Raw genomic sequence first — 15,545 nt, forward strand, 5'->3', positions numbered from 1 at the left:
GGGGTCCCCCCGGTTTGAGCGAAGTCGAAAACCGGGGGAGGGTCGGCGGGGGCTGGACCTCCGCCCTGGCGCTGGCCAACGGGGCGATCTGGGTGGGCTGGTACGGCCCGCTGCAGATCCTGCTGGCCTCCCAGGCGGAGGACTTCGCGCCCGGTGCCGGCATGTCGAAGGAGACGATGCTGGCGTGGGTGACCGGCGCCGGTGCGGTCGTCTCGCTGCTGGCCACGCCGCTGTTCGGGGCGCTGTCGGACCGTACGACGTCCCGCTGGGGCCGTCGTACGCCCTGGATCGTGGCGGGGTCGGCAGGCGGGGCGGTGTCGCTGTTGCTGCTCGCGGGCGCGGGCGGGCTGTGGACCATGGTGGCCGGCTGGTGTCTGGTGCAGCTGACCCTGAACGCGTCCTGGGCGGCGGTCACGGCGGCGGTCCCGGACCGGGTGCCCCGGCTCCAACGGGGCTCGGTGGGCGGCTGGTTGGGGGCGGCTCAGATCCTGGGCGTGGTCGTCGGCACCGGGCTGGCGACGCTGGGCGGGGGTGTCGGTGCGGGGTACGCGGCGTGCGCGGTGTTCACCCTGGTGGGCGTGTTGCCGTACGTGCTGGGGCACCGGGATCCGCGGTTGCCGGCGGCGGTCCGCCCGGTGTGGTCGTGGCGGGGGTTCCTGGGAGGCTTCTGGCTGAGCCCGCGGCGGTACCCGGACTTCGCGTGGGCGTGGCTGACGCGTTTCCTGATCAATCTGAGCAACAGCATCGGCCTTCTCTACCTGCTGTTCTACCTGCGGGACCGCGTCGGGTATCCCGATCCGCAGGAGGGCGTGCTGATCCTCACGGTGGTGAACGCGTCGACGCTGCTGGCGACCGTGGTGGTCTCCGGGGTGTGGTCGGACCGTGTGGGGCGGCGCAAGCCGTTCGTGTACTGGTCGGGGATGGTGATGGCGGCCGCGACCGGCATCATCGCCCTCTGGCCGACCTGGCCCGGCACGATCGCCGCCTCGGCCCTCCTCGGCCTGGGCTTCGGGGTGTTCACCTCGGTCGACTTCGCCCTCATGACCGATGTCCTGCCGAAGGCCCTCGACCGGGGCAAGGACCTGGGCGTCATGAACGTGGCCAACTCCCTCCCCCAGGTCGCGGCCCCGGTCATGGCCGCGCCGATCGTGACGTATCTGGGCGGCTACCGGGCGCTGTACCTGGTGGCGGCGGTGATCGGGCTGGCGGGGGCGGTGTTCGTGGGGCGGATACGCGCGGTGGAGTAGGGCTCCCGGGCGGAGTGCAACAGACGGCGGAGTACGGCCGCTCACTCCGGCGAAGGGCGGCCGCTCACTCCGGCGGAGTGCGGAAGATCACGCGTTTCACAGCCGGTGCACAGACAACGGATCCGTCCTTTCACCCGTCTTCAGTGCTGACCACGCTCGCCCCCGAAGGGACGCACTGTGCCTACGCGTTCAACCAGACCATCCCGAACCCGCCCCGCACGACAGGCGATAGCCGTGCTGGCCGTGTCCGGCACACTGCTCGCGACGCCCTCGCTGGCGGCGCCCTCGGCGTTCGCGGCCGGGGCGCCCCCGACCGACCTGCGCGTGGACACGAACCGGGACGGGAAGGTCGACGTCACCGGCACCACCGACACATCCGGCGAGAACGGCTGGACCGTCGCCCGGGGCGCGCTGATGCTGCCCAACATCGACGACGACACCAAGCGTTGCCCGGCCACCGGCCCGAACGGCAAGCCCCTCTCGGACGCCAAGCTGGCCGCCTGCAACGACGCCTCAGACACCAAGGTGAACGGCACCGCCGACGCCGCCGACCTGGCCCGTGTGCGGTCCGTACCGATGGCGGGCGTCCCCGCCGGGGCACAGGGCACCGTCAAGGTCACGGCGGGCGCCGCGCAGACCCGCGTGTTCGTCAAGCGGGGCACCAAGTGGGAGCCGGTCACCGCCAAGACCCGCCTGACCCGGGCCGAGCTGAAGGCCGGCGTCGAGTTCGGCGTCGAGGCCCGTGACGTGATCCGGGACGCCGCGAAGTGGGACGGCACGGCCCGGGTCCGGCTGACCGTGAAGTCCTCCAAGGGCACCACCGCGGACTCCGTCACCCTGCGCGTGGCCCCACTGCTGACCCACCACCACCTGCAGAACGCCCAGCAGATGCTGGTCACCAAGATCTCCGGCGGCAACTACGGCAAGCTCAACCGCGCCTTCCGCGAGGGTCTGGACAAGGCGGCCAAGAGCGCCGGGATCACCCGGCCGACGGTGAACTTCACCAAGTACGGCGACATCTGGGCGCAGGACTTCGTCGAGCCCGCGTACGTCAGCATGACCGGCACGGACGGCAAGCGGCAGTCCATGCGCGTGATGCTGCGCTCCGCTCAGCTGGACCGGGAGGCGGGCCGGGAGCTGTTCGAGAAGATGCGCGGCCCGAACATCGGTGCCGTGCAGGTGACGGGCGCCAAGGACTCGGAGGAGTGGACGCTCAACTCCATGGGCAACCTGGAGACCATCCCGCCGTACGCGCAGGGCGACCGCTCGTACCCTGCGGGCCGCATCATCATGGGCCAGCGCCCGGACACCGGCTCCAAGCCGGCGAAGGTGATGCGGACGTTCCTGAAGTCGCAGGGCCTTCAGGACCCGCTGTTCCTCGACACGTCCTGGCTGCACGTCGGCCACGTCGACGAGTTCGTGCAGTTCCTGCCCGCTGACACCCCGCGCGGCTGGAAGATCGCGATCGCCGACCCCGCGGCGGGGCTGAAGCTCCTGCGTGACGCGAAGGCCGCCGGCCACGGCTCGACGAGCATGTTCTCCCTGCCGAACGTCCCCTGGGAGAGCATCTCCGAGGCCCTCGCCTCCAAGAACCTGGTCTCCGACAACAACCTCGCCACGCGCCGCATCGAGGCCAACCTCACGGTGCTCAAGCGCGAGACGGGCGTCACGGACGCCGAGATCGTCCGCGTCCCTGCGCTCTACACCCAGGGCAGGGAGATGGCGGGCGAGTCGCAGTCGGGCGGCGACGAGAAGATCCGCCTCCCCCGACTGACCCGCCTCGGCGCCGGCACCGAACTCCCGGACGTGGCACGGGACTACGGCCAGCAGCGCCGGCTCGACGACGCGGAGGCCGACACGGGCGCCTTGACGCCCGACAGCTCGGCGGCGGCCTCCCCGGCGGCCCCGGCGCCCTCCGTCATGACCAGCGCCTACGTCCCCGGCGCCGTCAACGGCATCGTCCTCAGCCGCACCCACTACCTCGCACCGCGCCAGTGGGGCCCGGTCATCGGCGGCAAGGACATCTTCACCGAGGCCGTGACGGCCGCGTACACCGGCGCCGGCATGAAGGTGTCGTACATCGACGACTGGGAGACGTACCACCTCGGCATGGGCGAGATCCACTGCGGCACCAACACCCTGCGGAACACGTCGGCGGCCTGGTGGACGCGCTAGCCTCCAGCGTCACCTGACCCCGCACGACAGGAGCCGCCGCCCCGGAGCACCGGGGCGGCGGCTCTTTCACGCCGGACCCCGGTCCCGCAGGTCCTCCAGTCGTACGAGCGCGTCACGCGCCGCATCCCGCTGTTCGCCGGTGAGCGGCACCGCCTGCGCCTGTACGAGCGCGGCCGTCGCCGTCTCCTCGTCCCCGAGCCGCACGGCGACATCGGCACGCAGCACGAGCAGCCGCACCAGCAGTGGTTCCGCCGGCTTCTCCCCCGCCGCCAGCACCTTGTCGACGACCCTCGCCGCGCCCGCCGGATCGTCCTTCGAGTCCGCCAGCAGGGACGCCAGGTGCAGGGCCCGCGCGAAGGTGTCCTCCGGGGCGGGCCGGTGACTCTGGTCCTCACTCGTAGGCTGCCCGACACGCACGCAGTTGCCGCCCGGATCGGTCATCAGGAACTGCCGCATGCCGTACGACATGTCCTTCAGCGGTCCGAGACGCGGCAGCCCCCGCGTCGGGATCCGCCCGTACGCCTCCTTGAGACCGGCCCGGAACGCCGCGTACAGCGCGTCGACGTCGTCCGTGCGCACGTAACACGTACTGAACGACGCGGCCGGCTCGTACCGCTTCATTCCGAAGAACTGCAGCTCGATCCCGCCCCTCACCACCACGGCGTACGGATTGGGGCTGCGCTGCTGGAAGGCGACCTCGAAGCCGAGGGCCTCATAGAAGTCGAGGAGGGGTGGGAGACTCTGACACGGAAGGATCGGAATCGTCTTCTCGCCCATACCCCCACCCTAGTCAAATTTGACCAGAAAGGGCGACCCTTTAGAGGGCCAGCCGTGCCCAGCTGATGGCCGAACGGTCAGAACCCCAGCTTCCGCAGCTGCCGGGGGTCCCGCTGCCAGTCCTTCGCCACCTTCACGTGGAGGTCGAGGAAGACCGGGGTGCCGAGGAGGGCCTCGATCTGCTTGCGGGACTTGATGCCGACCTCCTTCAGGCGCTTGCCCTTGGGGCCGATGATGATGCCCTTCTGGCTGGGGCGCTCGATGTAGACGAAGGCGTGGATGTCGAGGAGGGGTCTGTCGGCGGGGCGGTCCTCGCGGGGGATCATCTCCTCGACGACGACGGCGATGGAGTGCGGAAGCTCGTCACGGACGCCCTCCAGAGCCGCCTCGCGGATCAGCTCGGCGATCATGACCTGCTCGGGCTCGTCGGTGAGGTCGCCCTCGGGGTAGAGGGCGGGACCCTCCGGGAGGAGAGGGACGAGCAGATCCGCCAGCAGGTCCACCTGCTTGTCGGCGACGGCCGAGACGGGCACGATCTCGGCCCACTCGAAGCCCAGTTCCCTGCCGAGCTGGTCGATGGCGATCAGCTGCTCGGCGAGCCGCTTGCTGTCCACCAGGTCGGTCTTCGTGACGATCGCGATCTTCGGCGTCTTCTTGATGGACGCCAGTTCCTTCGCGATGAAACGGTCACCGGGGCCGAGCTTCTCGTTCGCGGGCAGGCAGAAGCCGATCACGTCGACCTCGGCCCACGTCGCGCGGACGACGTCGTTCAGGCGCTGGCCCAGCAGCGTGCGCGGCTTGTGGAGACCCGGGGTGTCGACCAGGATCAGCTGGGCCTCCGGACGGTGCACGATGCCCCGTACGGTGTGCCGCGTCGTCTGCGGCTGGTCGGCCGTGATCGCCACCTTCTGGCCGACCAGAGCGTTCGTGAGGGTGGACTTGCCCGCGTTGGGGCGGCCCACGAAGCAGGCGAAGCCGGCACGGTGGGCGGCCTCGGCCGGCTGCTCGGATGACTGGGTACGGACGCTCATGGCGCCCATTCTCCCTGATCATCAGAGCCGCGCCGCACCCAGCACGGACCGTGAGCTTTCCGAAACCCTCACGCAACGAAACGTCACGGAAACACACCTGTACACGTCCGGAAACGCACGCCGGTGACCCTCTGACGAGCCCCCGCCCCGCCCGAGAAAGGCCGTGCCGACCGTGACCCTCGCCGCGCCCCTCGCCGCGCCGATCGCCGCGCCCCTGGCCGCACCGGCCATCGACACCGGCGACACCGCCTGGCTGCTCGCCGCCACCGCCCTCGTCCTGCTGATGACCCCCGGCCTGGCCCTGTTCTACGGCGGCATGGTCAGGACGAAGAGCGTCCTCAACATGCTGATGATGAGCTTCGTGTCGATCGCCCTGGTCACGATCGTGTGGCTGGCCGTCGGATATTCGCTCGCCTTCGGGGACGACGCCTTCGGCGGCCTCGTCGGCGACCTCGAACACGTCGGCATGAGCGACCTCGGCCCCGCCAGCGTCCACGGCACCGTCCCCACCCTCCTCTTCGCCACCTTCCAGCTGACCTTCGCGGTCATCACGGCCGCGCTGATCAGCGGCGCGATCGCGGACCGGGCGAAGTTCGGGGCGTGGCTGGTCTTCGTGCCGGTGTGGGCGCTGCTCGTATACGTTCCGGTCGCCCACTGGGTGTGGGGGCCGGGCGGCTGGATCCTCGACGACCTCGGCGCCCTCGACTTCGCGGGCGGCCTGCCCGTCGAGGTCACGTCGGGCGCCTCCGGACTGGCGCTGTGCCTGGTCCTCGGGCCGCGGCTCGGGTTCAGGAAGGACGCCATGCGTCCGCACAACCTGCCCATGGTGATGCTGGGCGCGGGCCTGCTGTGGTTCGGCTGGTTCGGCTTCAACGCCGGCTCCGCGCTCGGCGCCAACGGTCTGGCCGCCGCCGCGTTCCTCAACACCCTCGCCGCCGGCTGCACCGGCCTCCTCGGCTGGCTCTTCGTCGAGCAGAAGCGCGACGGCCACCCGACGACGCTGGGCGCGGCCTCCGGCGCGGTCGCCGGTCTCGTCGCCATCACGCCGTCCTGCGGCTCGGTCTCGCTGCTCGGCGCGCTGGTCATCGGCCTCGCCGCCGGTGTCGTCTGCTCCTACGCCGTGGGCTGGAAGTTCAAGCTGAACTACGACGACTCGCTCGACGTGGTGGGCGTCCACCTCGTCGGCGGCGTCATCGGTACGGTCCTGATCGGCGTCTTCGCCGTCGAGTCGATGACCGGCGGGGCCGAGGGCCTCCTCTACGGCGGCGGGCTCGCCCAGCTCGGCAGGCAGCTGGTGGCCGTGGCCGCCGTCGGGGCGTACGCCTTCCTCGTCACGTACGGCATCGGGAAGCTGATCGACAAGGTGCTCGGCTTCCGTGCGGACGAAGAGCACGAGCACACCGGTCTCGATCTTACGGTGCACGCCGAGACGGCATACGATCACGGCGTCCTGGGCCACGGCGCCCAGGTCAGCGCGTCCGTACCGTCCACGTCCTCCACGTCCTCCACGCAGAAGGCCAGGGCCCAGGCATGAAGCTCATCACCGCGATCGTCAAGCCGTACCGCCTCGACGCGATCAAGACCGCGCTGCAGGAGATGGGCGTGCACGGTCTGACCGTCAGCGAGGCCAGCGGCTACGGTCGGCAGCGCGGCCACACCGAGGTGTACCGGGGCGCCGAGTACCAGGTCGACCTCGTCCCCAAGGTCCGGATCGAGGTCGTCGTCGACGACGCCGACTCGGACGCCGTGATCGAGACGATCGTGAAGGCCGCCCACACCGGGAAGATCGGCGACGGCAAGGTGTGGGCGCTGCCGGTGGAGACGGTCGTACGGGTACGTACGGGCGAGCGGGGTCCCGACGCGCTCTGAGCCGTCCGCACGGGCGGAGCCGGCATGAGGGGTGGTGCCGCCGGCGGGCGGCACCACCCCTCACCCGTGGCTCAGGTGCGTGCGGCAGGTCAGTCGAAGACGAACGGCCCGGGCGACTGTGCCGCGCCGGCCGTGCACGTCACGGGGAACCCGAAGATCACCATCTGCAGCGAGCCGCCGAAGGCCTCCAGGCTGTCGCCGGGGGCGACGGTGCCGGTGAGGGGCCCGACCTCCACGCCGTCACCGGCGGCCAGCGCCGGGTTCTCGGTGCCGGTGAAGGCGACGGTGCCGCCGCTCGCGTTCACGAGGGTGAGCGTGGACTGGATGGAGTCCTCGGCGAGGGCGATCGGAGCGGTGATCTCCTCGGAGGTGACGGTGACGGTGGCGGAGGTGCCGTCCTGTGTGGCCGTGAGCGTGGCCACTCCGGAACCGCCGATCGTGCAGGTGGCGTTGATCGTCGCGACGTCAGGGGTGACGGCCACGGCGGTGGGGGCGAGCGCGAGGCCGGTGACGGCCAGCGTCCCTGCCGCGAGCGCCGAGCCGACTCCGAGTCGTATGCGTCTCATCGAGCGAATTCCCTTCCCTGGTACGGGATGTGGCACGGGGCCTGGGGGAGCCCCGTACGTCCCGGTACGGGCGTTGCCATGTGGGGGCGGTGCAATGCGCGGCCGCGCGGCGGAATGTGACAGTCCGCCAAGAGAACGGCTCCATTGAGACGCGAGCGGCCCGAGATTGCAAGAGATGTTCTGCCGGTTGCGGCAGGGGGCGGCGAAAGTGGCCGAAGCCGATCGCCGGCCGGGCCGGCCAACTCTGCGGCGAGGCCGTGATGTTGAACCGATCTGTCCCGCGCCGCACGGTTTCGCCGACACCCCGGCCCGGGTGTCCACTCGCGCACGCATGATTTTTCACCCAGCCCGGAGGGCTGTTACCGGCCGTAACACTCTGCGGCGAGCGACTCCCGGCACGGCACGGCCAAAGATCACTACCCTGTACTGGTGCTCACATACGACGAGTTGACGGGCCCGGAGCGTGAGCTTTGGGACGCGTTCCCGGAGGGGCGGCGGGTCGATCTGCGCACGGGGACGCCGGAGAACGACCGGGTTGCCGGGGGCGGGGAGTGGGGGCCGGAGCGGACGGTTCGGGCGGCGGTGATCGTGGCGCTGTTGCTGGGCGCGAACGCCGGACAACCGGGCGCTGTGGCATGCCTGAAGCTCGCCGGGGCTCGGACAACCGGGCGGCTCGACCTGGCCGGCGCGCAGATCGCCCACGCCCTCTGGCTGGAGGACTGCTGGTTCGAGGAGGCGGTGAATCTCCTCGGAGCGTCGACGCAGACACTCGTGCTCACGGGCTGCCGGATACCCGGGCTCGAAGCCGATTCGGCCCGGGTGGAGGGCAACGTCGACCTGCGACGCTCCGTCGTGGAGAGCGGCACCCTCTCCCCCTTCACCCCCGAGGGCACCGCACTGTCACTCACCGACGCCAGGGTGACCGGCGGACTACTCCTCAACGGGGCCGAGTTGATCGCACCCAACGGGTGGGCCCTGTCGGGCGGTGGCCTCACCATGGAAGGGGGCATCTTCTGCCGGAACGGGTTCGTCGCACACGGCGAGGTCCGGCTGGTCGGGGCACAGTTGCCAGGAGCGCTGGTCATGCAAGGAGCCCGACTGGAAGGGCCCGGCCCGCGTGGCGTGGTCCTGACCCTCGACAACGCCGTGGCCTCGACGCTCAAGCTTTCCGAGGGATTCACCGCGAACGGCACCGTGAGACTGCGGGGCGTTCAGGTCACGGACAACCTGACCTTCGACGGAGCCTTCCTGAACGGGGCGCCAGACGGCGACGCCCCCGCCCTGCTCGCCATGCGTATGCAGGCCACCGACTTCGATCTCACCCTCGCCCGGCCCCCGTCCGGCACCGTCGACCTACGGGGCGCTCAGGTGTCGTACCTCCACGAGAACGAGCACAGCTGGCCGGAGAGGGTGGAGCTGGACGGCTTCGTCTACGGCTCCATCAAGACGGCGGAGGCGAACGGCGACCGACGGGAGGCCGTGGGCGACCGGGAGTCGGTGGCCCGCCGGGTGGCCTGGATACGGAGCAGCCCCGGCTACAGTCCCCAGCCCTACGAACAGCTGGCGGGCTGGTACCGCAAGGCCGGCCACGACGACGACGCCCGCCGCGTCCTCCTCGCCCGACAACGCCACCGGCGTCGCACGCTCGCCCCGGCAGCCCGTATCTGGGGCCACCTCCTCGACGTCACCGTCGGCTACGGCTACCGCCCCTGGCTGGCCGGCGTCTGGCTCCTCGCACTGACCCTGCTGGGCACGACGGCGTTCACCACCGACTCTGCCACCGCGGTGAAACCGGGCGAGGGCGCCCCCTTCCAGCCGTTCGTCTACACCCTCGACCTGCTCATCCCCATCGGCGGCCTGGGCCAACGCACCGCCTGGTACTGGACCGACGGCACCCTTCAGTCGCTGGCCTACACCCTGATAGCCGTCGGCTGGATCCTGACCACGGCCGTCATCGCCGGGGTGACGCGCACACTGCAGAAGAACTAGCGGGGCCCCTCGTGGCTTCTCGGTGGCCCGGCCCTCAGCCCGCCGTCACCGTCGCCCGTACCGTCCCGTCCGGGCCCGCCAGCAGCACCGGTGTCCCGGGACCGCCAAGGTCCCGTACGGCGGCCCGGTCCTCGTCGGAGAGGGTGCCGGCGTCGGTCACCACGGCCGCCGCCTCCAGGGACTTGGCGCCGGATGCCACGGCCATGGCGACGGCAGTGCGCAGCGCGCTCAGCCACAGGGAGTCGAGGGCGACGGTTCCGGCGACATACGTACGCCCCGTCTCGTCCCGCACGGCCGCCCCCTCGGGCACCCCGTTGCGGGCCCGCGCGGAACGGGCCAGGGTCACGATCTTGCGGTCCTCGGGGTCGAGCGCGCTGCTGTCGGTCATGAGCCGAGCATACGGAGACCGGGTGGGCCCACCACGCCACGGGGTGCGTTCAGGGGCGGTCGAGGCGGAGCCGCTGCGCGCGAGGCAGGCCCGCCACCACCAGGTCGTACGAGTCCTCGATCAGTTCCCTGGTCAGGGGGTCGGGGAGGGCGCCGTCGACGGTCACCGTGTTCCAGTGGCGCTTGTTCATGTGATAGCCGGGGGCGATGAGGCCGGGATGCTCGGCGCGGAGCCGTACCGCGTCCTCGGGGTCGCACTTGAGGTTGACCCTGAGGGGGCGTTCGCCCGTCCAGGTCAGGGCGAACATCTTGCCGAGGACCTTGAAGACGGAGATCTCGGGACGGAAGGGGAAGTCCTCGACGGCCTCGTTGAAGGACAGGCAGAAGGCGCGCAACTCCTGTGGGGTCATGGGGACTTCACTCCGGCTTCGCCTCCTCCTCCGGCGGCCCGGCGGGGCCGACCGGCTCCACCAGCACCGTGATGATCTTGTTGCGGCGGCCGGCCGCTGCCTCCGCCGTCAGACGCAGTTCGCGCTCGTCCGGCAGGGCGACGACCGAGGAGGCGCCGGCGATGGGGACGCGGCCCAGGGCCTTGGCGAGGAGGCCGCCCACGGTCTCCACGTCCTCGTCGTCGTAGGAGTCCAGGCCGTACAGCTCGCCGAGGTCGGTGATGTCGAGGCGGGCGGTGACGCGGTAGCGGTCCTCGCCGAGGTCCTCGACCGGCGGGATTTCGCGGTCGTACTCGTCGGTGATCTCGCCGACGATCTCTTCGAGGATGTCCTCGATGGTGACGATGCCGGCGGTGCCGCCGTACTCGTCGATGACGACGGCGACGTGGTTGCGCTCCTGCTGCATCTCGCGGAGCAGGTCGCCGGCGTTCTTCGTGTCGGGGACGAACACGGCGGGGCGCATGGCCGTGGACACCAGTTCGCTCTCGGCGTCCCGGCTGATGTGCGTCTTGCGGGCCAGGTCCTTCAGGTAGACGATCCCGACGATGTCGTCCTCGTTCTCACCGGTGACCGGCATGCGCGAGAAACCGGACCGCAGGGCGAGGGTGAGGGCCTGGCGGATGGTCTTGTAGCGCTCGATGGCGACCAGGTCGGTGCGCGGGACCATCACCTCGCGGACGAGGGTGTCGCCCAGCTCGAAGACCGAGTGCACCATGCGGCGTTCCTCGGCCTCGATCAGCGACTCCTTCTCGGCGAGGTCGACCAGCGCCCGCAGCTCGGCCTCGGAGGCGAACGGGCCTCTGCGGAAGCCCTTGCCGGGGGTCAGCGCGTTGCCGATGAGGATGAGGAGGGACGGGATCGGGCCCAGGACGCGGGCCAGCGGCAGCAGCACGTACGCCGCCGCCGTGGCCGTGTTCAGGGGGTGCTGACGGCCGATGGTGCGCGGGGAGACACCGACGGCCACATAGCTGACGAGGACCATGACGCCGATGGCGACGGCCAGGGCCTCCCAGGTCGCGTCGAACTGCTGCAGGCAGGCGTACGTGACGAGCGCGGCGGCGGCCATCTCGCAGGCCACGCGCACCAGCAGCGCGAGGTTCAGATAGCGGGTCGGGTCGGCCGAGATCTGGGCGAGCTTGGCGCTGCCGCGCCGCCCGGACCGTACGGCCTCCTCGGCCCGGAAGCTGGAGACGCGCGCGAGGCCCGCCTCCGCGCAGGCGGCGAGCCAGGCGACGACGACCAGGGCGACGGCACCACTGACGAGGGTCGCGCTCATGAGACGGTCGGTGCCGGAGAGGGGCCGGTGAAGCCCTTCTCCGCGCGCCAGCCGTCCACGATGGCGGCCTGCAGGCCGAACATCTCGGCCTTCTCGTCCGGTTCCTCGTGGTCGTAGCCGAGCAGGTGCAGCACTCCGTGGACGGTGAGGAGCTGGAGCTCCTCGTCCATGGAGTGCTGCGTGTCCGCTTCCTTGCCCTGCTTCTCGGCGACCTCGGGGCAGAGCACGATGTCGCCGAGCAGGCCCTGCGGCGGTTCGTCGTCGTCCTTCGACGGCGGACGCAGCTCGTCCATCGGGAAGGACATGACGTCGGTCGGACCGGGGAGGTCCATCCACTGGATGTGCAGCTGTTCCATGGCGTCGGCGTCCACCACGATCACCGACAGCTCGGAGAGGGGGTGGATGCGCATCCGTGTCAGCGCGTAGCGGGCGATGTCGAGGATCGCCTGCTCGTCGACCTCGGTTCCGGACTCGTTGTTGACGTCGATCGACATGGTCGTGCTGGTCTACTTCCGCTTGTCACGGGCGCCCTTGCGGGTGCCGTTCTCCGTACCGTTCTGGCTGTCGTACTTCTCGTACGCGTCGACGATACGGCCGACCAGCTTGTGCCGTACGACATCCTGCGAGGACAGCCGGGAGAAGTGCACGTCGTCGAGGCCCTCCAGGATGTCCTGGACCTGGCGCAGACCGGACTTCGTTCCGTTGGGCAGGTCGACCTGCGTCACGTCACCCGTGATCACGATCTTCGATTCGAAGCCGAGGCGGGTGAGGAACATCTTCATCTGCTCGGCCGAGGTGTTCTGGGCCTCGTCGAGAATGATGAAGGCGTCGTTGAGCGTGCGGCCTCGCATGTACGCCAGGGGCGCGACCTCGATCGTCCCGGCGGCCATGAGCCTGGGGATCGAGTCGGGGTCGAGCATGTCGTGCAGCGCGTCGTACAGCGGGCGCAGGTAGGGGTCGATCTTCTCGTAGAGCGTGCCGGGCAGGAAGCCCAGGCGCTCGCCGGCCTCGACCGCCGGACGGGTCAGGATGATGCGGTTGACCTGCTTGGACTGCAGGGCCTGGACGGCCTTGGCCATGGCCAGGTAGGTCTTGCCGGTGCCGGCGGGGCCGATGCCGAAGACGATGGTGTGCTTGTCGATGGCGTCGACGTACCGCTTCTGGTTGAGCGTCTTGGGGCGGATGGTGCGGCCGCGCGAGGACAGGATGTTCTGCGTCAGGACCTCGGCCGGGGTCTCCTGGCCGTCGCTCTTCCCGTTCTCGCTCGCCCTCAGCATGGCGATCGAGCGTTCCACTGCGTCCTCCGTCATCGGCTGTCCGGTGCGGAGCACCAGCATCATCTGGTCGAACAGGCGCTGGACGAGAGCCACTTCCTCCGGCTCGCCGAGTGCGCTGATTTCATTGCCCCGGACATGGATGTCGACCGCCGGGAAGGCCTTCTCGATCACACGCAGGAGGGAGTCGCCGGAACCCAGCACGGTCACCATGGGGTGCGCCGCGGGGACGGTGAACTGTGCTCTCGCCTTGCCCTGCGCGGAGCTGGGAGCTGTGGGTGTCTGAGTCATGGGCCGGCTCGTAGGCCGCACGTCCTCCTTGGGGCGACTCGCAGGTGGTGGCCTGCGCTTGTGACCCAAGGGTACGCCGGGGGACTGACAGGGCCGTAGGGCTTTTACGGGAGAGCTGGGGGCTCGTCGTCGTGCTCCTCGGGCCGCGGGTCGGTCGCGGCCGGTCTCGGCCGGTCGCGCCCACTCGGCGGAGCCGCACATCGGCACAGCCCCGCGCCCCTGAAGGGTCTGCGCCCCTTCAGCGCCAGATCGGCGCCCCGGCCCCTCCCGGGGTCGTCGTCTCGATCTTCGTGCGGATCTCTCGCATCACGTCCACGATCCGGTGCTCGTGTTCCGGGGTCAGTCGGGCCACCGGTACCGAGCAGCTGATGGCGTCCTCGGCGGGGGTGTCGGTGCGCAGGGCGAAGCCGAAGCCGATGATGCCCGGGACGCCTTCCTCCCGGTCCACGGCGTAGCCGCGGGCGCGGATGCCGGCGAGGTCGGCGGCGAGGGCGTCCCTGGTGGTGTGGGTGCGGGGGGTGAGCGCCTCGTAGGGGCCCTCGGGGAGGTCCGTGTCGGGGCGTTCGGCGAGGAGGGCCTTGCCGAGGGCGCCGGCGTGGGCGGGGAGGCGGCGGCCGACGCGGCTGATCGTGCGCAGGTACTCGTGGGACTCGCGGGTGGCGAGATAGGCGACGTCCGTGCCGTCGAGACGGGCGAGGTGGATGGTCTCGCCGAGGGCCTCGGACGCCTCGTCGAGGTAGGGCCGTACGGCGCGTACGCGCGGGTCGGAGTCCAGATAGCTGGTGCCCGTGAGCAGGGCGCGGATGCCGATGCCGTAGAGGGAGCCGGTGGTGTCCGTGCGGACCCAGCCCCGGCCGATGAGGGTCTGCAGCAGGGCGTACATCGAGCTGCGCGGGACCTGGAGTTCGTCGGCCAGTTCCTGGAGGCGTGCGGGCCGGTCGCCGCGCGCGGCCAGCAGTTCCAGCAGGTCGACCGTGCGCGCCGCCGACTTCACCTCGCGGACGCCCCCGGCGCCGTCTGTCTCCGACATGTGCCGATCGTAAGCGGGGCGGCACCGGCCCCCTTGACGCCCTTTGTTCATCTATCTAATCTCTGTCTTCATACATAGATGGCTTTCAGGCAGAGACGGTCTCTTCGGTCTCTTCGGTCTCTTCACAGGAAGACGATGCGCGTGGCCCTCGACACGGACCCGGCAACTGGCCCGGCAGCGGATCCCGGCGCGGACACGGTCCGGCGGCTGCGGCACGGCATGGCGAACGGCGTCCTGTCGTTCCCTCTCACCAGCTTCCACACCGACGGCTCCCTCGACCTCGACGGCTTCCGCGCACATCTCGACGCGCAGGTGGCCTCCGCTCCCGGCGCCGTCTTCCCCGCCTGCGGCACCGGCGAGTTCTTCTCGCTCGACGAGGATGAGTACCGGCAGGTCGTGACCGCCGCCGTGGAGGTCACGGCGGGCCGGGTGCCCGTCGTCGCGGGCATCGGCTACGGATGGGCGCAGGCCGTACGGTTCGCGCGGATCGCCGAGGAGGCGGGCGCGGACGCACTGCTCGTGCTGCCGCACTATCTGGTCGCCGCCCCGCAGGAGGGGCTGGTCCGGCAGCTGGAGGAGATCGCCTCCCGCACCCGGCTGCCCCTCATCGCCTACCAGCGCGGCCAGGTCGCCTTCACCACCGCCTCGCTCCGCCGGATCGCCCGCATCCCGAACGTCGTCGGACTCAAGGACGGCCACAGCGACCTCGACCGGCTCCAGCGCCTCACCCTCGCCGCACCCGAGGGCTTCCTCTTCTTCAACGGCGCCGCCACCGCCGAGATGCAGGCCCGCGCCTACGCCGCCGTCGGCGTCCCCGCCTACTCCTCCGCCGTGCACGCCTTCGCGCCCGAGATCGCCGGCGCCTTCTTCGGTGCGCTGCGCCACGGTGACGACCGGGCGGTGGACAGGCTGCTCCGCGAGTTCTACGTCCCGCTCGTCGAACTGCGCGACCGCCGGCCCGGGTACGCGGTCTCACTGGTCAAGGCGGCGGCCCGGCTGCGCGGCCGCCCCGTCGGCCCCGTACGCGCCCCGCTCACCGACCCCTCGCCCGCCGACCTCGCCGACCTGGAGAAGCTCCTGGCCGGCGGCCTGGCCCTCGTCTCCGTTCCCACCCCCGCGGAGTCCGCCGTCCCGACCGTGACCGCCGTCCCGACCGTAGGAGCCGCCCTGTGACCGCGCCCCGC

15 protein-coding genes are annotated in these 15,545 nt (G+C 70.7%); 6 read left to right on the plus strand and 9 right to left on the minus strand.

Translation table 11 applies throughout. From position 1 onward, the window contains the following. Positions 1-14: 14 nt before the first annotated feature. Both OG858_RS15155 and OG858_RS15160 read left to right on the plus strand, forming a co-directional pair. Entirely contained in the window at positions 15-1,247 is a 1,233-nt protein-coding gene (locus tag OG858_RS15155; RefSeq protein ID WP_107482304.1) for an MFS transporter, read from the plus strand. 234 nt (positions 1,248-1,481) lie between these two features. Beyond that, a complete protein-coding gene (locus OG858_RS15160; protein ID WP_319064792.1) occupies positions 1,482-3,422 on the plus strand; it encodes a protein-arginine deiminase domain-containing protein in 1,941 nt (646 codons plus the stop codon). A gap of 66 nt (positions 3,423-3,488) precedes the next feature. Here OG858_RS15160 and OG858_RS15165 read toward each other — a convergent pair whose 3' ends face one another. Next, positions 3,489-4,199, minus strand: coding sequence for a bleomycin resistance protein (locus OG858_RS15165; protein ID WP_328544792.1), 711 nt, complete (start codon positions 4,197-4,199; stop codon positions 3,489-3,491). Positions 4,200-4,276: 77 nt separating this feature from the next. Beyond that, positions 4,277-5,239, minus strand: a complete 963-nt coding sequence (era, locus tag OG858_RS15170) for a GTPase Era (protein ID WP_319064794.1) — start codon at positions 5,237-5,239, stop codon at positions 4,277-4,279. Positions 5,240-5,393: 154 nt separating this feature from the next. On the opposite strand from era, the gene OG858_RS15175 reads away from it, so the two are divergent. Together OG858_RS15175 and OG858_RS15180 are read left to right on the plus strand one after the other, a co-directional pair. Then, positions 5,394-6,764 (plus strand): ammonium transporter, encoded by a 1,371-nt coding sequence (locus tag OG858_RS15175; protein WP_408059404.1) that lies wholly within the window; start codon positions 5,394-5,396, stop codon positions 6,762-6,764. Beyond that, on the plus strand, positions 6,761-7,099 hold the full coding sequence (locus OG858_RS15180) for a P-II family nitrogen regulator (protein ID WP_319069396.1): 339 nt from the start codon (positions 6,761-6,763) through the stop codon (positions 7,097-7,099). Before OG858_RS15175 ends, OG858_RS15180 begins: the two co-directional genes overlap by 4 nt. An 89-nt stretch (positions 7,100-7,188) precedes the next feature. Here OG858_RS15180 and OG858_RS15185 read toward each other — a convergent pair whose 3' ends face one another. Beyond that, positions 7,189-7,665, minus strand: coding sequence for a hypothetical protein (locus tag OG858_RS15185; protein WP_319069397.1), 477 nt, complete (start codon positions 7,663-7,665; stop codon positions 7,189-7,191). A gap of 429 nt (positions 7,666-8,094) precedes the next feature. On the opposite strand from OG858_RS15185, the gene OG858_RS15190 reads away from it, so the two are divergent. Next, on the plus strand, positions 8,095-9,654 hold the full coding sequence (locus OG858_RS15190; protein ID WP_328544791.1) for an oxidoreductase: 1,560 nt from the start codon (positions 8,095-8,097) through the stop codon (positions 9,652-9,654). 34 nt (positions 9,655-9,688) lie between these two features. Here the strand turns inward: OG858_RS15190 and OG858_RS15195 are convergent, their stop codons facing one another. The 6 genes from OG858_RS15195 to OG858_RS15220 all read right to left on the minus strand — a co-directional run bounded on the left by OG858_RS15195 (position 9,689) and on the right by OG858_RS15220 (position 14,361). After that, positions 9,689-10,042, minus strand: coding sequence for a cytidine deaminase (locus OG858_RS15195; RefSeq protein ID WP_328544790.1), 354 nt, complete (start codon positions 10,040-10,042; stop codon positions 9,689-9,691). Between the two features lie 49 nt (positions 10,043-10,091). Next, complete coding sequence (locus OG858_RS15200) at positions 10,092-10,451, minus strand: MmcQ/YjbR family DNA-binding protein (protein WP_086750314.1); 360 nt, start codon at positions 10,449-10,451, stop codon at positions 10,092-10,094. A 7-nt stretch (positions 10,452-10,458) separates the two neighbouring features. Further along, positions 10,459-11,766, minus strand: a complete 1,308-nt coding sequence (locus OG858_RS15205; protein ID WP_086750313.1) for a hemolysin family protein — start codon at positions 11,764-11,766, stop codon at positions 10,459-10,461. Next, on the minus strand, positions 11,763-12,260 hold the full coding sequence (gene ybeY, locus OG858_RS15210) for an rRNA maturation RNase YbeY (protein ID WP_033530060.1): 498 nt from the start codon (positions 12,258-12,260) through the stop codon (positions 11,763-11,765). The genes OG858_RS15205 and ybeY overlap by 4 nt, the downstream gene beginning before the upstream one ends. A gap of 12 nt (positions 12,261-12,272) precedes the next feature. Further along, a complete protein-coding gene (locus tag OG858_RS15215) occupies positions 12,273-13,331 on the minus strand; it encodes a PhoH family protein (protein ID WP_086750312.1) in 1,059 nt (352 codons plus the stop codon). A 238-nt stretch (positions 13,332-13,569) separates the two neighbouring features. Then, positions 13,570-14,361 carry an IclR family transcriptional regulator gene (locus OG858_RS15220; protein ID WP_086750311.1) on the minus strand — a complete coding sequence of 264 codons (792 nt, stop codon included), beginning with the start codon at positions 14,359-14,361 and terminating at the stop codon, positions 13,570-13,572. A 135-nt stretch (positions 14,362-14,496) separates the two neighbouring features. Between OG858_RS15220 and OG858_RS15225 the strand changes: the two genes are divergently transcribed. Then, positions 14,497-15,534 (plus strand): 5-dehydro-4-deoxyglucarate dehydratase, encoded by a 1,038-nt coding sequence (locus OG858_RS15225; protein ID WP_086750310.1) that lies wholly within the window; start codon positions 14,497-14,499, stop codon positions 15,532-15,534. The last annotated feature ends 11 nt before the right edge of the window (positions 15,535-15,545 follow it).

It is taken from the genome of Streptomyces europaeiscabiei, from assembly GCF_036346855.1.
Lineage (GTDB): Bacteria > Actinomycetota > Actinomycetes > Streptomycetales > Streptomycetaceae > Streptomyces > Streptomyces europaeiscabiei.